Consider the following 15,879-nt stretch of genomic DNA (forward strand, 5'->3'; position numbering starts at 1 on the left):
CCATTCCCGTTGACGGAAAGGAGGATCGGTGACTCTGACCGTCGCGCTCGCCCTCGGAGCGATCATCGGCGTCCTGCTCGGACTCCTCGGCGGCGGCGGGTCGATCCTGGCCGTCCCCGCGCTGGTCTTCGGCCTCGGTCTCGACCTCGAACAGGCCATTCCGATCTCCCTGCTCGTGATCGGTGTCGCCTCCCTCGCCGGAGCCGTCCCGAAAATTCACGAGCACCAAGTGAATTGGCGCATGGCCGGGGTATTCGCCGCCTGCGGCATTCCCGCCACCTTCGCCGGCAGCGCGATCGGGCGCCTGCTACCGCAATCGGTGGTCCTGATCGGTTTCGCTGCCGTGATGGTCGTCGCCGGGATCCGGATGCTGATGGACCGAGGCGACACCGGCACCGCCTGCGAGGTCGGGGACTCGGGGATCGACTGGCGCCGCTGCGCCCCCCGATCCATCCCCGCCGGGATCGCGGTGGGATTTCTGACCGGCCTGTTCGGTGTCGGCGGCGGATTCTTGATCATCCCCGCCCTGGTGCTGATGCTCGGTCTGGACATGTCGGTCGCGGTCGGCACCTCGCTGGTCATCATCGTCGCGAACTCGGCGGCCGGTCTGGTCTCGCACCTGAGCGGCGCGAGCATCGACTGGGCGATCACCGTCGCGTTCGCCGGCACCGCGATCGCCGGGTCCCTGATCGCCGGTCATTTCGGCACCAAGGTCGACACCGACCGGCTGCAGCGGTGGTTCGCCTACCTCGTCTTCGCCGTCGCCGCCTACGTGCTGATCGACACGATCTTGCTGCGCTGATGCCGCGGGCGGCCGGCACCACACCGTTTCACCTAAGCCCTCCCGGGCAAGCGAACACCAGAGAATATGTGAGGAAGGTACGAGTCATGGACGTATCGATCATCGAGACCTCGAGCCTGGGCGACCGCAGTTACCTGGTCAGCGACGGCGCCGTCGGCGTCGTCGTCGACCCGCAACGCGACATCGACCGGGTCTTAACTCTCGCCCACGACCGCGGCGTGCGGATCACCCACGTCCTCGAGACCCACATCCACAACGACTACGTCACCGGTGGCCTCGAGCTGGCCCGCACCGTCGGCGCCGAATACGCCGTCCCCACCGGCGACGACGTCGGCTACCAGCGGCGCGCCGTCGGTGACGGCGACGTCATCGACGCCGGACCGATCCAATTGCTGGTCATGCACACCCCCGGCCACACCCACCACCACGTCAGCTACGTCCTCCGTGACACCGCCGGCACCCCCCACGCAGTCTTCACCGGTGGATCGATGCTCTTCGGCACCACCGGCCGCACCGACCTCCTCGGCAAGGCCCACACCCGGGAACTGACCCACGCCCAGTACCACTCGGTGCGCCGCTTGGCGGACGAGCTCCCCGCCGACACCAAGATCTACCCCACCCACGGATTCGGCAGCTTCTGCGCCGCCACTCCCGCGAGCGGGGACTCCTCCACCGTCGGCGAACAACGCACCACCAACCCCGCCCTGACCCAAGACGAGCAAAGCTACGTCGACGAACTGATCGCCGGTCTGTCCGAGTATCCCGCCTACTACGCCCACATGGGCGTGATCAACACCCGAGGACCGGCCCCGGTCGACCTGTCTCTGCCCGCACCCGTCGACCCGGACGAGCTCCGCCGCCGCATCGAGGCCGGCGAATGGGTCGTGGACCTGCGGGAGCGCACCGCCTTCGCCGCCGGCCACCTCGGCGGCACCCTCGGCTTCGAGCTGTCGGACTCGTTCGTCACCTACCTCGGCTGGCTCTACCAGTGGGGTGCACCCCTGACCCTGATCGGCGAAAACGAAGACCAGGTCGCCGACGCCCGCCGCGAACTGGTCCGCATCGGCATCGACGACCTCGACGGCTCCGCGATCGGTGAAATCCACACCCTCGTCGCCGGCACCGCACTGCGCTCCTACCGGGTCGCCGACTTCGCCGCCCTCACAGAGGCACTGCGCGAGAAGGACATCGCAGTCCTCGACGTCCGCCAACGCAACGAATACGACAGCAGCCACATCGACGGAGCGATCAACATCCCGCTCCACGAACTCTCCGACCGCCAGGGGACCCTCCCCGACGGGGAAATCTGGGTGCACTGCGCCTCCGGCTACCGCGCCTCCGTCGCCGCCTCGATGATCGACCGACCCGACCGCACCACCGTGCTGATCAACGACGACTACGACAACGCAAAGGACACCGACATCACCAGCACGACATAGGCATTCGAATATCACGGGGCGCTGACCGATTCTGGAAGACCGGCGTCCACTGCCATACCTACCCGTGGAATCGGTTCGGCCAACGCTGGAAGCAACTCTGGCGACCGCGACCTCGTGCACGACGGCCAGGCATACACCGGTGACCACCGTCCCGTGTGCACGCGGGGGCCTGCCGGGTGCGGCGACGCTGCCGCGCTGGTGACGGTGGTCCGAGAAGGCACACACTTATACCCCCCGGCGTATTATGGGAAGTGGCGGGGCGACAGCATCGGGTCTCCCCCGGACGGAGGTGAGGCGGCAGATGCGTTACGGCGACTGCGGTGGGGGCATAGCCGGCTGGGTGTGGGTGTTCGGTGCACTGCTGGTGGTCGGGCTTCTGCTGCTCATGGTGGCGGGAGGACTGCTGACGTATCGCGCAACATCTCGACCGGACAGCCACCTCACTGGCCGCACCGGCCGACACCCCGCGCCGCCGGCCGGGCAGGCCCGGGCCCGCGAGATCCTCGACGAACGTTTCGCCCGGGGCGACATCGACGCCGAGGAGTTCGGTGACCGGCGGCGCATGCTCGACGGCGGCGATTGATGGAACCGATCAGCCGCCGCCGCGCACTGCAACTCGGCGGCCTGGGCCTGGCCGGCGTGCTCGCGGGCGGGCTCGGATTGGCTTGGCAGGGCAGCCGAGGCGCCCGATTCGACGCGGCGGTCGGTGCGGAACTGTCCGAACCGAGCGTGCTCGCGAGCAGCGGCGGGGAACTCGCGCTCGCGCTGACGGCGGCCGAGGGGGACCTTCCGGTCGCCGGGGGCCGGGCGCGGGTCCTCGGGTTCAACGGCGGCCTGCCCGGCCCCACCTTGCGCGTGCGGCCCGGCGACCGGATCCGGGTGACGCTGCGCAACCGCTTGTCCGAGCCGACCAACCTGCACCTGCACGGGCTGCACGTCTCCCCTGCGGGCAACGGCGACAACCCGTTCCTGCGGATCGAGCCGGGCCAGGACTTCGACTACGAATACCGGCTGCCCGACACTCATCCGTCCGGGGTGTACTGGTACCACCCGCACCACCACCACCTGGTCGCCGACCAGATCTTCGGTGGCCTGTATGGAGCCATCATCGTCGACGACATCGATCCGGTGCCCGTCACCCGGGAGCGGGTGCTGGTGATCTCCGATCTGACCCTCGACAATGCCGGACGGATCGCGCCCGCCTCGATAATGGACCGGATGGTCGGCCGGGAGGGCAATCTTGTGTTGGTCAACGGCCTGCTCCGTCCGACGATGACCGCCGCCCCGGGCACGCTCGAACGGTGGCGCATCGTCAACGCCTGCGTCAGCCGGTACCTACGCCTTCGGTTGGACGGGCAACAGCTACGACTGCTCGGCCTGGACTCGGGCCGCTTCACCGAGCCGCGCCCGGTCCAGGAGTTCGTGCTGGCCGGTGGAAACCGCGCCGACCTGTTGGTGTCCGCCATGGCGGGATCGGGGCAATTGCTGGCCCTGCCGGTCGACCGGGGCGCAATGGGCATGATGGGGCGCGGGGGCAGGGGCGATCCCTCGTCACCGGGCGGGGATGCGACGGGGACGGTCCTTGCCACTGTCGAGGTCGCGGGTGCTGCCGCCTCGCCGCCGGCTCCGGTTCCCCCGCAGCCGTCGCCGCGTGACCTGAGACGCGAAACCGTTGCCGCCACCAAGACGTTCACCTTCGGGGTGGGAATGGGAATGGCCATGGGCGCCGGCGGGATGCGGTTCACGATCGACGGCCGCGAGTACGATCCCGACCGCACCGACCACACGGTACGGGTGGGCACCGTCGAGGAATGGACCCTCGTCAACGACTCGCCTATGGAGCACTCGCTGCACCTGCATGTGTGGCCGATGCAGCTCCTGCGCACCGGCGGACGGGAGGTCACCGAGATCGCCTGGCAGGACGTGGTCAACATCCCGGCCCGCAACCGGGTGACGGTCCGCGTCGCGTTCGACGACTACCCCGGCCGCACCGTCTATCACTGCCACATCCTCGACCACGAAGACCTTGGCATGATGGGCGTCATCGAGGCGCGATGACCCCCACCGAGAACGTGCGATCGAAGAATTTTCGTTGGCTTGGCGGAAAGCCGCCGGGACCCGAGCACGGCTGCAGTTGGAGGCCGGGCTCGGTCTTTCTGGAATCGCGGTGCACGGCCGCCGCCCCGATAGAACCGGATTCGCGTACTTACGCAACCCGCCTGCCGCCGGAGTCACCCTGGAAATCCGATGAATCCCCACCGCACGAAGAAGGCGGCGGGGACACCCGCGGACAGGGTGGCGGCTCCGGAGACGGGGCAGTTCAAGGCTGCGGACGTCCGCACGTGAGCGGGCCCACCGCTTTGGACACCGCCGCGATGTCGGCGCACATCCCGTCTCGCTATCGTTGCCGCAGGTGCAGGTGGTCTCGAGCTCACGCTCTCGACCGAACGAGCACCGGCCGATGACACGGTTCGACGACGAACTCGCAATACCGAGCTTTCCTGCGTCGGGGTTCGCTCCCCGGCTGCTTCGCCACGGCAGTCCGTCGCTGCGCTCCTGGCGGTCTCGTTGTGTGCGGCGTGTGGGGTACCCGAGGTTATTCCACCGCCCCCTACCGGTGACTATTCCCAATTCCACCTGCCCGATGGTGCCCAAGTGTTACCGCCCGCGAGCGTCGTTCCACCTGTCCCACAGGATCCCTCCACCTGCGACGCGACACCACCTCCCTCGCCACCGTCCAGCGCGTCGCACCCACCGCCACGATCGTCGCGGTCCCCGACTGGGACGATTGCCTGACCACCCTGCAGCACGGCCGATGCGGCCAGCACCGACAACTCCATCCTCGCCGGCCTCGCAGCTCAGGATCCCCACCTCGAGCTCGTCGGCCCGAACCTGGAACTCGAGCCGTACGGTGTCGTCACAAACAAGAGCAACGACGACCTGGTGCGCGTCGTGAACGCAACACTCGGAACGAGTGCGTACCGCACGGAACATGGATGAGGATGTACGAAAAATGGTTACGCCTGGTAGGGCCGACCGGCGGCCCACCAGCGCCGAGCTATCGGGACTGACACGGTGACCGGGTGCGAAGGTCATCGGTATGTCGCCACTCGCCTGGATCTGATCCCGCGGACCTGGATGTGATCCCGCAGGTGACGGTCGCCGATCGGATCCTCGGAGACCTGCACTGCGGAGACCGGGTCCGGCGCTCCACTGGCAAGGAGCCGGACCCGGACGACCACGGGCGCACGGCGACAGCGGGATTCGCACGGACTCGAGGCGCGGGGCGCCATACCGAAGACGAGATCGACTGAGCTCACTTCGCTGACTGTGATCCCCGCGCGCGACCACGTCAATCTCCGCATTCTTCACCCATTCGATCCGACCGAGGTAGACGTCGGTCAACGCATTGCGGGCGGATCTCCGGCGGGGGTGAGGCATCAGCTTGCCCAACATTCTGACAATGACAGTCTTCGGGTGCCATCATCAGACATGGGCTATGACACGGATGAATCAGCCGAGCAACCGATCACCGAACTGGACTCGGAGACGAGCTGGCAGTTGCTCAGCTCGGGCGCCTTGGGGCGGCTTGCCTTGAGCGTGTCCGGGCGGGTCGACATCTTTCCCGTCAACTACGTCGTCCACGAAGGCAAGGTGTACTTCCGAACCGCTGAGGGATCCAAGCTCGTCGAGCTCACCATCCACCGGGACGTCGCCTTCGAGGTGGACGAAATAGCCGAGAAATCGGGCTGGAGCGTCATCGTCCACGGCACCGCGCGTCGCCTCCAAAAGCTCAGCGAGGTCGCCGCAGCCGACGAGTTGCCTTTGCGGTCATGGCTGGCCACCCCCAAGTTCAATTACGTCGAGATCACACCCACCGAAATCACCGGTCGCCGCCTCATCTTCAGCGACGAACCGGACCGCTGAACCGCCCTAACTGCCTCGGCTCTCCTCCGCGCTGCCACCCCAACCAACCCTGCAGTGACGACTGCGGTACCAAGCACGCGGCCGAGACGCAGCGGGAAGAGGGTACGGCGCCAGGCTTCTGCATGAGGCGCCGGAGAGTTGGGATGGGATCGGACCGCGTTCCCTGTTGGAGAAGTACGTACCTTGTGAGGCAGGACGCCATGGACCCCGATCGCCGCCGCCCCGCCCTTCAAAGGCTCGGACGGACCCTCACGACCGGCGAGTGCATGCCGCTGCTGCGGTCGGTTCCCTCGGCCTGAGCCTGCTACTAGCCGGTGCCCGCCGCACCTCCCGACGCGGCCGCCTCGCCCGCCACGAAACCGACGTCGTAAGCCAGGACCGCGACCATCTCGCCGAACAACAACGCGGGAACGTCAACGCCGATCCCAACCCCACCGACAGACGTGACTGGCGGCACCCATTCGGCCACCGATCAGACTGCACCGCAACCAGCTCCACCCCCTGCCGCCAAACCGAGGGCACGGTTGTGGAAACTCCGGTACGCGGTGGTGAACAGTGTGCTCGGGTTCTCTGACGGGCTGATGTATTCGCTGTTGTACGAGTGCAAGCTCGGGCCGGTAACGTAGTTTCTCGTGAACGGGCTCCCTGCCACGCTCGATGCCGATCATCGGTGTCTCGTGACGGCGCCCAGACCGTGAAAACTGCGAAGCCGCACGTTCGGCACCCTCCTCAGCAGGCCGCGGTCGACAGCGTCATCGAAATGCACGGATTGTCGAAACGCTTCGGTGGTCTTATCGCCGTCGACGCGCTCGACCTCGACGTCCATCGGGGTGAGGTCTTCGGGTATCTCGGCCCCAACGGGTCGGGGAAAAGCACGACGATCCGCATGCTGTTCGACTTCATCCGGCCGTCCACCGGAACCTACACCGTCCTCGGTGGCAGCGGCGCCGACCCGGCCATCCGCCGCCGGCTCGGCTACATCCCCGGCGAGCTCCAGTTCGACCCCAGATACACGACGGCAGACCTGATCGCGTTCTACGGCCACCTTCGCGGTGGAGTCGACACGACCTACGTCTACGAGCTTCTCGAACGCTTCGACCTCGATCCAGTGCGCCCGATCGGACAACTCTCCACGGGCAACCGCCGCAAGACCGCAATCGTGCAGGCGTTCATGCATCGTCCGGAGCTGTTGATCCTGGACGAACCCACGGCGGGTCTCGACCCATTGCTGCAACACGAGTTCCACCAGCTGATCGGCGACGTCAAACGCGACGGCACGACGGTGTTCCTGTCCTCACACGTCCTGCCCGAGGTGGAAGCGCTCGCCGACCGGGTCGGGATCTTGAGGAAGGGCCGGCTCGTCACGGTGGCGGCCATCGACCAGCTCCAGCGCCAAGCCCGCCAGCACATCGACCTGTACGTTGCCCGCGAAGCAAGCGCCGAGCCGTTCGAGAGCCTTCCGGGCGTCCTCAGCGCTACATCGTCCGGTACGGTGATCAGGCTCGTCATCGAGGGGAACGTCGACGCCGTCCTCAAGCAGGCCGCGACGCTGCCGGTGCGACGGATCGTCACCCACGAGACCGATCTCGAGGACGCCTTCCTCAGCTTGTACCGGGACGAGCCGAGCCCGTGAGGGTCCTTGGGCGTTACCTCGAGGACCGGCGCCGCTCAATGGTGTGGTGGTCGGGCGGCGTGGCTGCCTACGTGGCGGTCAACAACGCGTTCTACCCGACGATCAAGAACGTGACGGGCATCGAGAACCTCGTCAAGGACCTTCCGGATACGTTCAAGACCCTGATCGGCTCGAGCGACCAGATCCTCATCACCTCGCCCGCGGGGTACCTGCAGGGACGTTTGTTCGGCCTCATCCTGCCCGTCCTGCTGTTGATCTTCGCCGTGGGAGCGGGCGCGTACGCGATCGGCGGCAGCGAGGAGGACGGCACCCTCGAACTGCTCTTGTCCAACCCGGTGACCCGCGGACGCGTCCTGATCGAGCGATTCGTCGCAGTGGTCGCGCTGTCGCTCGGCCTTGGGATCGTCACCACCGCGAGCCTCCTCGCGTTCTCCCCGCCGTTCGGCTTGCTCGAGGGCGTATCGATCCCCGGGCTCGTCGCGGCGGTGTTCGCGGCGACCGCATTCGGGCTGATGCACGGTGCGATCGCGTTTGCTGCGGGCGCCTGGACGGGCCGACGGTCGGTGGCGATCGCCACGGCCGCAACCGTGGCGGTGATGGGAAATCTCCTCAACGCCGTCGCGGCATCGAGCGAGAGCTTGCACATCTTGCGCTTCGCCTCGCCCTGGCACTGGTACGGGGGCCGCAACATGCTCGCGCAGGGAATCGCGCTCGAGCCGTTCCTCGCTCCGATTGCCGTTTTCGTGGTCTGCGCGGCGGTGGCCCTGTGGAGCTTTCGACGGCGGGACCTGCACTGACCCACCGCACGTGGGGTGACGTCGAACCGGTGTACCGGACTCATGCCGTATCCGCGAGCAGCGTGGCAGTTTCAGCAGTTCCCTGCACGGACCCCAGAGGAGCTAGTCGTTGGTGCAGACTTCATCCGAATGGGAGGCGCAATAGTCATGTGCACAACGCGATCATCTACTTGCTGAAGCCCATTCGCGATATCTGGGCGCAGCCGTGCAGTGCGCGGACGGCGGTGGCGGCAGCGAGGACGCCCGCTGTGGCCTGGCGGCGGATTCCCTCCAGCCACGAATCCAGGCCACCCCTCCGGTGGTGATTGCCATGAGCGTCGTCGATGCTCCCGTCCTACCCTGAGTTGAGGCCGCCCGGGTAATGGTCGGCGGTGCCGTCGTCGACCGCTGAAGGAGTCCCGTGTCCGGTGACACAGATCCGGAACTCACTCCCGCCCCGCGTGGTCGGATCACCCACATGCTCAGCGCCCGCCCGTTGCTGCTCCTCGCGTTCGCGTTCGCGGTCATGGCGGACCCCGTATCCTCCGTGGCGTACGCCATCGAGGCTGCACTGCGAGCCCTGGGCGGTGATCTCGCTCTGCTGATCCCGCCCATGGGAGCAGTCGTTGCCATCATCGCGGTGGTGAGCGTGAACTACCAGCAGCTGATTGCCCGTTACCCGCAGGGCGGCGGCGGCCATCGGCGAGGCCTTCGGCGGGCTATGTGTGGGTGAGAACGACCGCAAGGAACAACAGACCGTCACGATGCCGGTGATGCCGGCCGTGATCCCGGCGGCAACGTCGACGGGCATGCGATGGGGTGTTCTTCTACCTGTCCGGTAGGCGGTGATCCCGGCCGTCACCGCACCCACACCCACGATCACACCGATGCCGTACGCCCAGAACAGGGCGACAGACAACACCCCGCAGAGAAATGACACCTGCCCGTATCGGTGCTCCCGTGCCTGGTCGCCGGTCCCACGGCTGTGACCGGCTCCTCTCATGATTACCCGCAAACCCCACCGCTGACTTCCCTTGTTGCCGCCTCGCTCCGGGTCACAGGTTGGGCAAGACCGCGGCGAGGAACAACACACCGGCCGTGATTCCGGCCAGCCCGGCCAGAACGCCGAGGACCGCCTCCACGGGAATCGGTTCCTGCGTAGCGCGGGCGCGATCTCGGGCAACAGCTGCTACGACGAGAGCGCCCAGACCCAGCAGCACACCCACTCCGAAGGCCCAGAACGCCACGACCGAGAGGGCACCGAACATCACCGCCAGATCACCGGCAGCGTTTTCCCGTGCCGACCCTGCCGGCACGGGGTGCTTGCGTGATTCGGGAGCGACCATCATGGGTCTATTCATCGAGCCACAGTCGTCGCCGGCACACCCGCAGCATCGCCGAGGCTTCGGACGGGGTGAGGGTCTCGGGTGGGTCGGTTTCGAGAAGGTCCTCGAGCCGCCGGAAGAACGTGGCCGGGGGTAGCCCGAACTCGGTTTCGATGTCGTCGGCGGGGCCGCCTCCGAGGCGATACCAGCGGCGCTCGAAATCGACCAATTCCGCAGTGTCTGTCTCGGGCATCGGTGTCACCTTCCCATCCGGTCCGGCCGGTAGGTCAGATCGCATTCTGGGCGGCCGTGCCGGGAGTACTTCCGAAGTGATGTCCTCGGGTGGATGACCCCTCGGGAACACCACTGACCGTATGACGATTGTGCGGCTCGGTTGTAGGGTCCGAAGACCTCACCCGCGAACACCACGGCTTGCCCGACCGGCACCGGCGTCAGGCGGCGCTGCCGTCGGCCACGGCAGCCGGGAACGCGCCGGCGACCGGCTGATCGAACGCGGCGGGAAGTGGCTGGTGGACGACGTTGGTGATGAGCTCGCCGAAGGCGTGCGGGTCGTCCATCAGCCAGGCGTGCCCGCCCGGCATGGTGATCGTGTGCGGATCCCCCAGTGCGGCCTGCAGTGACAGGGACGTGGATTCGGGGATGATCGTGTCCCGCTTGCTCCACACCACGAAGATCGGAAGTCGACGTTCGGCGAGAGCGGCGAGTTCCGGGGCAAGGTTCGCGGTGCGGGCGAGGTGGGCGACCTCCCACACCGCGCCCGGGTTGCGCAGCACGTTGGGCACCGCGTCGCGCAAAACGACCGGCAGGACACGAGTCAGTTGCCGGCCCGGGCAGCAGATCGGCCGGCAGGTGCAGACCCCAGTCCCACAGCGGACGATCACGCAGTGCGCGCACCACCCCGCGGCCGTCGGTCCACGCGGAACCGCCGATGGAATTGACCAGCACCAAACGTTCGGCCAGATCGGGCAATCGGTGGGCCGTGGTGATCGCGACGCCCCCACCGAACGAATGACCGACGACGGTCACGGGCCGGGGCAGGCCAATGGTGTCGGCGAACTGCCCCACCCAGTGGGCGTACCCGGGAAGAGCTCTCTGCGCCTCCGGCAGACGGGCGGTGCCTCCGACACCGGGGAGTGCCGGGACATACACACGCATACCCATTCCGATCAGCTGCTCGAGCGGGCGGGTGTAGGCGGCTCCACTGAGCCCCCAACCGTGCAGGAACAGCACCCGCTGCCCGAAGCCGCCGACCCCGTACCGGGCGATCCGGCCGTCGATGCGCACCGACCGCCACCGCAGACCGGAGCACGGTGGCTGCGACCCAACGTTCGTGTTCATACCTTCCATCACACGACGATCGCGCGGATGCGCCCAGGGCCGCCGGGCCTTCACTTGGTTACCAAGGTCCCCTTTTTCTACCCGGTGTGCTCGAGGCGGTGCCTTCACGCTGCCCTGCAAGCGGCCGCGAAGGTCGTCATCGTTGTCGGCAAGGCTGTCGCCACCTCGCCCGCGGATCAGCGCGCCGCTACCCGGACCACCACCTCGTTGCGACGGAGGAATGGGATGGTCCACGGCGGATCGTAGAACCAGGCGACGGGTTCACCGTTCGGGACCCACGCGGTGTCATCCAACGCGCGCAGCAGTTCAGCGGTGCGCGCAGCGACCGCCCCGGGGCCGCGGTCGCCTGTGAAACGCAGCGCCGCGACCGTCTCACCGGGGACCTCCACGAGTTCCACGTTCTGGTCCTTGGGAATGGGCAAAGCTTCCATCGTCCATTTCAACGGCATGTAGAACCGGACGACCCACGAGTCGCCCGGACCGCCGACCTGGGATACCGGCGAGGTCATCGCGATCTTCGACTTACTCACGTTGGCGCCGAAGATGTATCCGGCCAGGCGCCGGAACCCTGCGTTACGGGCACTCTCCTCGTCTCCGGGCACCGTGGTCTCGGCAGCGACACGCGGACCGTACCGGCGGATCTCGAGGCCTCGAATCTTCTCCTGGACGTCGTAGCGAGGCTCTTCGGTGCCGCTGCGAATTCCTACCAGCGACCCAAAACCCTTCGCCACATCGGTCGCGATCGTCACCAACCCCATCTCGGCCTCCTTGTCGGATTGCTTCGCCGTGAACTCTTACGGGACACCTCTAGGTCTTCATCAACGACTCGCGCACCACGCGACGCAGAACCTTGCCAATCTGGGAACGCGGTAGATCTTCGACCACCACCACCTTCCGAGGCACCTTGTATGCCGTCAGATGGGTTCGGCAATGCTCCCGCGCCGCCTCGGCGTCGAACTCGCTTTCCGATGCAACCACCGCCGCGACCACTTCTTCACTGCCGCTCGGTGTCGGCAGGCCCACAACGGCGACGTCGGTCACTCCGGGGAACAGTCGCAGCGCCTCTTCCACCTCGGACGGCATGACGTTGAATCCACCGGTGATGATCAGTTCCTTGATGCGATCCACAACCGTGACGAAGCCGCCAGGATCAACTTGGACAATGTCGCCGGTTCGGAACCAGCCGCCTTCGAGCAGCGCTTCCCGCGTCTTTTCGGGTTTGTTCCAGTACCCGGTGAACACTTGAGGCCCTCGAATCAGCAGCTCGCCGCGTTCCCCCGGCTCCACGTCCTCGATGGGATTGTCGGGATGCACGACCCGAATCTCGGTGCTGGGAAAAGGAACTCCGACGGCACCTGGGCGGCGCGCGAGCCCGATCGGATTTCCGAGCGCGACCGGAGACGTCTCGGTGAGCCCGTAGCCCTCGACGAGCAACCCACCGGTGACCGTTTCCCACAGTTCGAGTGTCGCTGCCGGCAACGGCATCGCCCCGGAGATCGCGTAACGAGCCGACGTCAGGTCCACACCCCGCTCCTGTGCGGCACGCGCGAGTCGCTCGTATATCGGTGGCACCGCGGGGAGAAATGTCGGCGGATGTCTCTTCGCTGCGGCCAGCACCAGGTCGACGTCGAACTTCGGAAACAGCACCAGGCGTGCGCCGATACTCATCGCGAACGTCAGACACAGCGTGAGCCCGTAGGCGTGAAACATTGGGAGAACGGCGTATACAACCTCCTCGCCGTCCACAAGTCCTGGAACCCACGCGCGTCCCTGCTCGGCGTTGGCGGCGAGGTTCCGGTGACTGAGCATGGCGCCCTTCGGGGTGCCTGTGGTGCCGCTCGTGTATTGCACCGCCGCCAGATCACCGACGGTGGGTCGGGGATAAGCCGGATCGATTCGCCCCTTGGTCAGCAGCTGCTTCCACGGAACCGCTGCCGGCGCCGGAGCGGTCAACTCGTTCCGAAGCTTCCGCGCCCTCGCGATGGGCAACGCCAGGCCGATCCGTTTGGTCAGGGGCATCGATTGCGTAATGTTCACCGCAACGACGTGCTGGAGGGCCGTCTCGCCGGAGAACTCGCGGAGCATCGTGCACACTTTGTCCCAGGCGATTGCGACCTTTGCACCGTGGTCCGCAAGCTGGTGCGCCATCTCCCGAGAGGTGTAGAGCGGATTGTGCTCGACCACCACACCGCCGATCCGCAGCACGGCGTAGAACGCGACAACGTGTTCGGGGCAGTTCGGCATGATCAGAGCCACCCGGTCACCGTGGCTGACGCCGAGGCGCCGCAGTCCCTCGGCCGCACGTTGTACGCGGTCATCGAGCTCGGTATAGGTGAGTTCTGCTGCGAAGAACTCGACCGCCGGCCTGGGCCCGAACCTGGCCACCGAGGCGTCGAACATGTCGACCAGTGACGTCTCCGGGATTTCGATGTCCGCTGGAACCCCTTCTGCGTAGCTGCTGAGCCACACCCGTTCGACACTCTTTCTCATACGGACCACCTGACCCTGTCGCACCTCGTCGCCCTAGGACTGCCGCGCAGTGCTCCGCGCGGTCGGCTAATGGCATCCCGACCCCGTCGGGTCGGCGTCATCGCTGGGCTTGCCGCCGAACCTACGACCGTCCGACACGTACTTCTAGAGGCGTTGGACCCCGGCAGGTGGCGACGTCGATGATGATCTGCCTGAGGCCGCGCGACGGATACAACCTCTGCACCGCGCCTGCGGCCAGTCCGGGTCAGTTGACCGACCATCCCGGTGCGTGCCCGAGACCCTGCCATTCCCGCTGCCACTGCGAACGGTGGTGTTTGTCGAGCAGCCAATGGACCCCGAGTAGGAGCAGGCCGCAGCCGACCGTTCCGAGCATCAGGAACCCGAGTGCCGCGCCGATGGCCCCGAGTGCGTTGTCGGTGGCGGTGTTCGGGGCGGCCATGTAGTTGCCGTCTTTGTCGACCCAGACGGTCACCGTCTGTCCGGCCCACGCCCCGGTACCTCGCCGACTCCCGAGCAGTGGTCGAGTCAAACCGATTGCCCCGCATGGGATGTGCGACAGCTTGCGTGCCACGTCCTCGGCATGGCGGCGTATGCATCGTCGATCCGCGAGGGCCGCCGGCAACAGAGGCTCGCGCACAAGGCCCTCGCAACCCACGGCGGAGGTGAGTTCATCGATCAACTCACCGACCTCCAGGTCCGAGAGCGCGCCGCGCTGACCCCAGCGCAGATCACCCAGCAATTCCACGCCATCGGCCGCAGCGCAGCGAAGGGACGCAGGCGCACACCCGCGATCATTCGCCGACACCGAATGCCCGAACCGCAGACGATCGGAGGAATCAGCGAATGGTGGTCCATCGGGTTCGTCACCGACGTGATCCTCACCCGCGATGTCTGGATGCATCGTGTGGATCTCAGCCGGGCCATCGGCCGACCGCTGCGCCTGTCCGCCGACCACGACGGCGAACTGATAGCCGACATGGCACGCGAGTGGGCGGGGCGCCACGGACAACCGTTCCGGCTGCACCTCACCGGTCCCGTCGGGGGTGCGTGGTCGTCGGGCACCGACGGCGAAACCCTCGAGGTCGACGCCCTCGAGTTCTGCCGCATCCTCTCCGGGCGGGAACCCGGAAACGGGCTGCTCGCAACCCCGGTGCCCTTCTAGGGCTGCGCCACACGAGATCGTGATCACCTCGGATACCACACCGAATTGGACACGACATCAGCGTTCTCAACGATCAACTCGCCTCGAGGCTCAGGTCGTAGTCCTCGTCGGTGAGAAACCATGGGTCAACGCGCGGCAACCTGATGGTGGAAGCCGCCCTCGGCGTGAGGGCGGACGTCGTCGATTGTCAGAGTAGGCGCTCGGCGCTGGTCCGTGCATCTCGTCGCCGACGCCGGTGTGTGCGCCGTCTGCGGTCGGCCTCGGACATCCCACCCCACGTTCCGTACGGTTCGGCAACGGCCAGGGCGTACTCGCGGCATTCGATGAGCACCCGACAGTCCTGGCAGACGCGTTTGGCGTGCGCTTCGCGCCGCGCCCGGTCGCGGCCGCGCTCCCCCTCCGGGGAGAAGAACAACGACGACTCGACGTTCCGGCACGACCCCAGGATGCGCCAATCTCCGTAATCACGGTCGGTGGACAGCCCGGTCCGCAGCGAATTTTCACGGCGGGGAGCCGACGCAGTGCTCGGCGCACGAGCGGGTACAGAAGTCATGGGATCGGTGTCACTCATCTCAGTTTCGGATTTTGCGCGGCGAACGTGCCACGTGTAGTGACATCGGTTGGACAACAACATGAAGCACCGTGCGCCCTGTTCGGCGGATCAGGTGCCCAGCCAGAGCCGTCGACGGGCGACGGTGGTCATTCGCTCGACCAGCACCGGCCGCAGGGGTGCCAGCGCAGCGACGTCGAGGTATGCGACCAGTGTCCGGAAGAACGCCGCGGTGTCCATCCCGAAATCGGCCATGATGACCTCGGCCGGTCCGCCGCCGTGGGCGCACCACCGCAATTCGAAGGCCACCATTCGGCTCAGCTCCGTCATGTCCGTGGCCATCTGCGCCCCTGGTGGTTCGGTGCACCGGTTGCCGCACAACGGGTCCGGACCCTGGGCTGACGCGAACTCGGTTG

17 protein-coding genes and 2 pseudogenes are annotated in these 15,879 nt (G+C 66.8%); 10 read left to right on the forward strand and 9 right to left on the reverse strand.

Translation table 11 applies throughout. The features are described 5' to 3' along the window. The first annotated feature begins 28 nt into the window (after positions 1–28). The 9 genes and pseudogenes from HGB39_RS00730 (at position 29) to HGB39_RS00765 (ending at position 9,310) form a co-directional block, all read left to right on the forward strand. Positions 29–802, forward strand: coding sequence for a sulfite exporter TauE/SafE family protein (locus tag HGB39_RS00730; RefSeq protein ID WP_064080449.1), 774 nt, complete (start codon positions 29–31; stop codon positions 800–802). A gap of 86 nt (positions 803–888) precedes the next feature. Further along, positions 889–2,241: an MBL fold metallo-hydrolase gene (locus tag HGB39_RS00735; protein ID WP_064080448.1), complete on the forward strand. Its 1,353-nt coding sequence runs from the start codon at positions 889–891 to the stop codon at positions 2,239–2,241. Positions 2,242–2,542: 301 nt separating this feature from the next. Then, complete coding sequence (locus tag HGB39_RS00740; RefSeq protein WP_005574114.1) at positions 2,543–2,824, forward strand: SHOCT domain-containing protein; 282 nt, start codon at positions 2,543–2,545, stop codon at positions 2,822–2,824. Further along, entirely contained in the window at positions 2,824–4,299 is a 1,476-nt protein-coding gene (locus tag HGB39_RS00745) for a multicopper oxidase family protein (protein ID WP_168442911.1), read from the forward strand. Before HGB39_RS00740 ends, HGB39_RS00745 begins: the two co-directional genes overlap by 1 nt. A 656-nt stretch (positions 4,300–4,955) precedes the next feature. Then, positions 4,956–5,312: pseudogene (locus HGB39_RS38365) on the forward strand (type 2 periplasmic-binding domain-containing protein); the annotation flags it as partial. A 421-nt stretch (positions 5,313–5,733) separates the two neighbouring features. Further along, positions 5,734–6,168: a pyridoxamine 5'-phosphate oxidase family protein gene (locus HGB39_RS00750; protein ID WP_005257476.1), complete on the forward strand. Its 435-nt coding sequence runs from the start codon at positions 5,734–5,736 to the stop codon at positions 6,166–6,168. Between the two features lie 694 nt (positions 6,169–6,862). Further along, the gene (locus HGB39_RS00755; RefSeq protein ID WP_248949819.1) at positions 6,863–7,801 is read left to right on the forward strand and encodes an ABC transporter ATP-binding protein; all 939 of its coding nucleotides are present in this window, start codon (positions 6,863–6,865) and stop codon (positions 7,799–7,801) included. Positions 7,802–7,860: 59 nt separating this feature from the next. Further along, complete coding sequence (locus HGB39_RS00760) at positions 7,861–8,598, forward strand: ABC transporter permease subunit (protein WP_248949820.1); 738 nt, start codon at positions 7,861–7,863, stop codon at positions 8,596–8,598. A gap of 400 nt (positions 8,599–8,998) precedes the next feature. Continuing rightward, the gene (locus HGB39_RS00765; protein ID WP_205627385.1) at positions 8,999–9,310 is read left to right on the forward strand and encodes a hypothetical protein; all 312 of its coding nucleotides are present in this window, start codon (positions 8,999–9,001) and stop codon (positions 9,308–9,310) included. Between the two features lie 322 nt (positions 9,311–9,632). On the opposite strand, the gene HGB39_RS00770 is transcribed toward HGB39_RS00765, so the two are convergent. The 7 genes and pseudogenes from HGB39_RS00770 to HGB39_RS00795 all read right to left on the reverse strand — a co-directional run bounded on the left by HGB39_RS00770 (position 9,633) and on the right by HGB39_RS00795 (position 14,223). After that, positions 9,633–9,938, reverse strand: coding sequence for a hypothetical protein (locus HGB39_RS00770; protein WP_155756035.1), 306 nt, complete (start codon positions 9,936–9,938; stop codon positions 9,633–9,635). Then, entirely contained in the window at positions 9,931–10,155 is a 225-nt protein-coding gene (locus tag HGB39_RS00775; RefSeq protein ID WP_005264209.1) for a DUF3263 domain-containing protein, read from the reverse strand. Before HGB39_RS00775 ends, HGB39_RS00770 begins: the two co-directional genes overlap by 8 nt. A gap of 199 nt (positions 10,156–10,354) precedes the next feature. Beyond that, positions 10,355–10,696 (reverse strand): alpha/beta fold hydrolase, encoded by a 342-nt coding sequence (locus tag HGB39_RS38375; protein WP_242323546.1) that lies wholly within the window; start codon positions 10,694–10,696, stop codon positions 10,355–10,357. 40 nt (positions 10,697–10,736) lie between these two features. Then, a pseudogene (locus tag HGB39_RS38380) lies at positions 10,737–11,270 on the reverse strand (alpha/beta fold hydrolase); the annotation flags it as partial. Positions 11,271–11,437: 167 nt separating this feature from the next. Then, positions 11,438–12,019 carry an SOUL family heme-binding protein gene (locus HGB39_RS00785; RefSeq protein WP_005565137.1) on the reverse strand — a complete coding sequence of 194 codons (582 nt, stop codon included), beginning with the start codon at positions 12,017–12,019 and terminating at the stop codon, positions 11,438–11,440. Positions 12,020–12,068: 49 nt separating this feature from the next. Further along, on the reverse strand, positions 12,069–13,751 hold the full coding sequence (locus HGB39_RS00790) for a long-chain-fatty-acid--CoA ligase (protein ID WP_043788950.1): 1,683 nt from the start codon (positions 13,749–13,751) through the stop codon (positions 12,069–12,071). A gap of 244 nt (positions 13,752–13,995) precedes the next feature. Next, complete coding sequence (locus HGB39_RS00795) at positions 13,996–14,223, reverse strand: hypothetical protein (protein WP_005565134.1); 228 nt, start codon at positions 14,221–14,223, stop codon at positions 13,996–13,998. 3 nt (positions 14,224–14,226) lie between these two features. Here HGB39_RS00795 and HGB39_RS00800 point away from each other — a divergent pair, with 3 nt between their 5' ends. Further along, entirely contained in the window at positions 14,227–14,913 is a 687-nt protein-coding gene (locus tag HGB39_RS00800) for a maleylpyruvate isomerase family mycothiol-dependent enzyme (RefSeq protein ID WP_081276548.1), read from the forward strand. A gap of 187 nt (positions 14,914–15,100) precedes the next feature. Here the strand turns inward: HGB39_RS00800 and HGB39_RS00805 are convergent, their stop codons facing one another. Together HGB39_RS00805 and HGB39_RS00810 are read right to left on the reverse strand one after the other, a co-directional pair. Then, positions 15,101–15,484 (reverse strand): WhiB family transcriptional regulator, encoded by a 384-nt coding sequence (locus HGB39_RS00805; RefSeq protein ID WP_005565131.1) that lies wholly within the window; start codon positions 15,482–15,484, stop codon positions 15,101–15,103. Between the two features lie 90 nt (positions 15,485–15,574). Beyond that, positions 15,575–15,805, reverse strand: coding sequence for a DUF3263 domain-containing protein (locus HGB39_RS00810; protein ID WP_005565129.1), 231 nt, complete (start codon positions 15,803–15,805; stop codon positions 15,575–15,577). Positions 15,806–15,879 lie beyond the last annotated feature (74 nt).

It is taken from the genome of Rhodococcus opacus (assembly GCF_012396235.1).
Taxonomy (GTDB): Bacteria; Actinomycetota; Actinomycetes; order Mycobacteriales; family Mycobacteriaceae; genus Rhodococcus_F; species Rhodococcus_F opacus.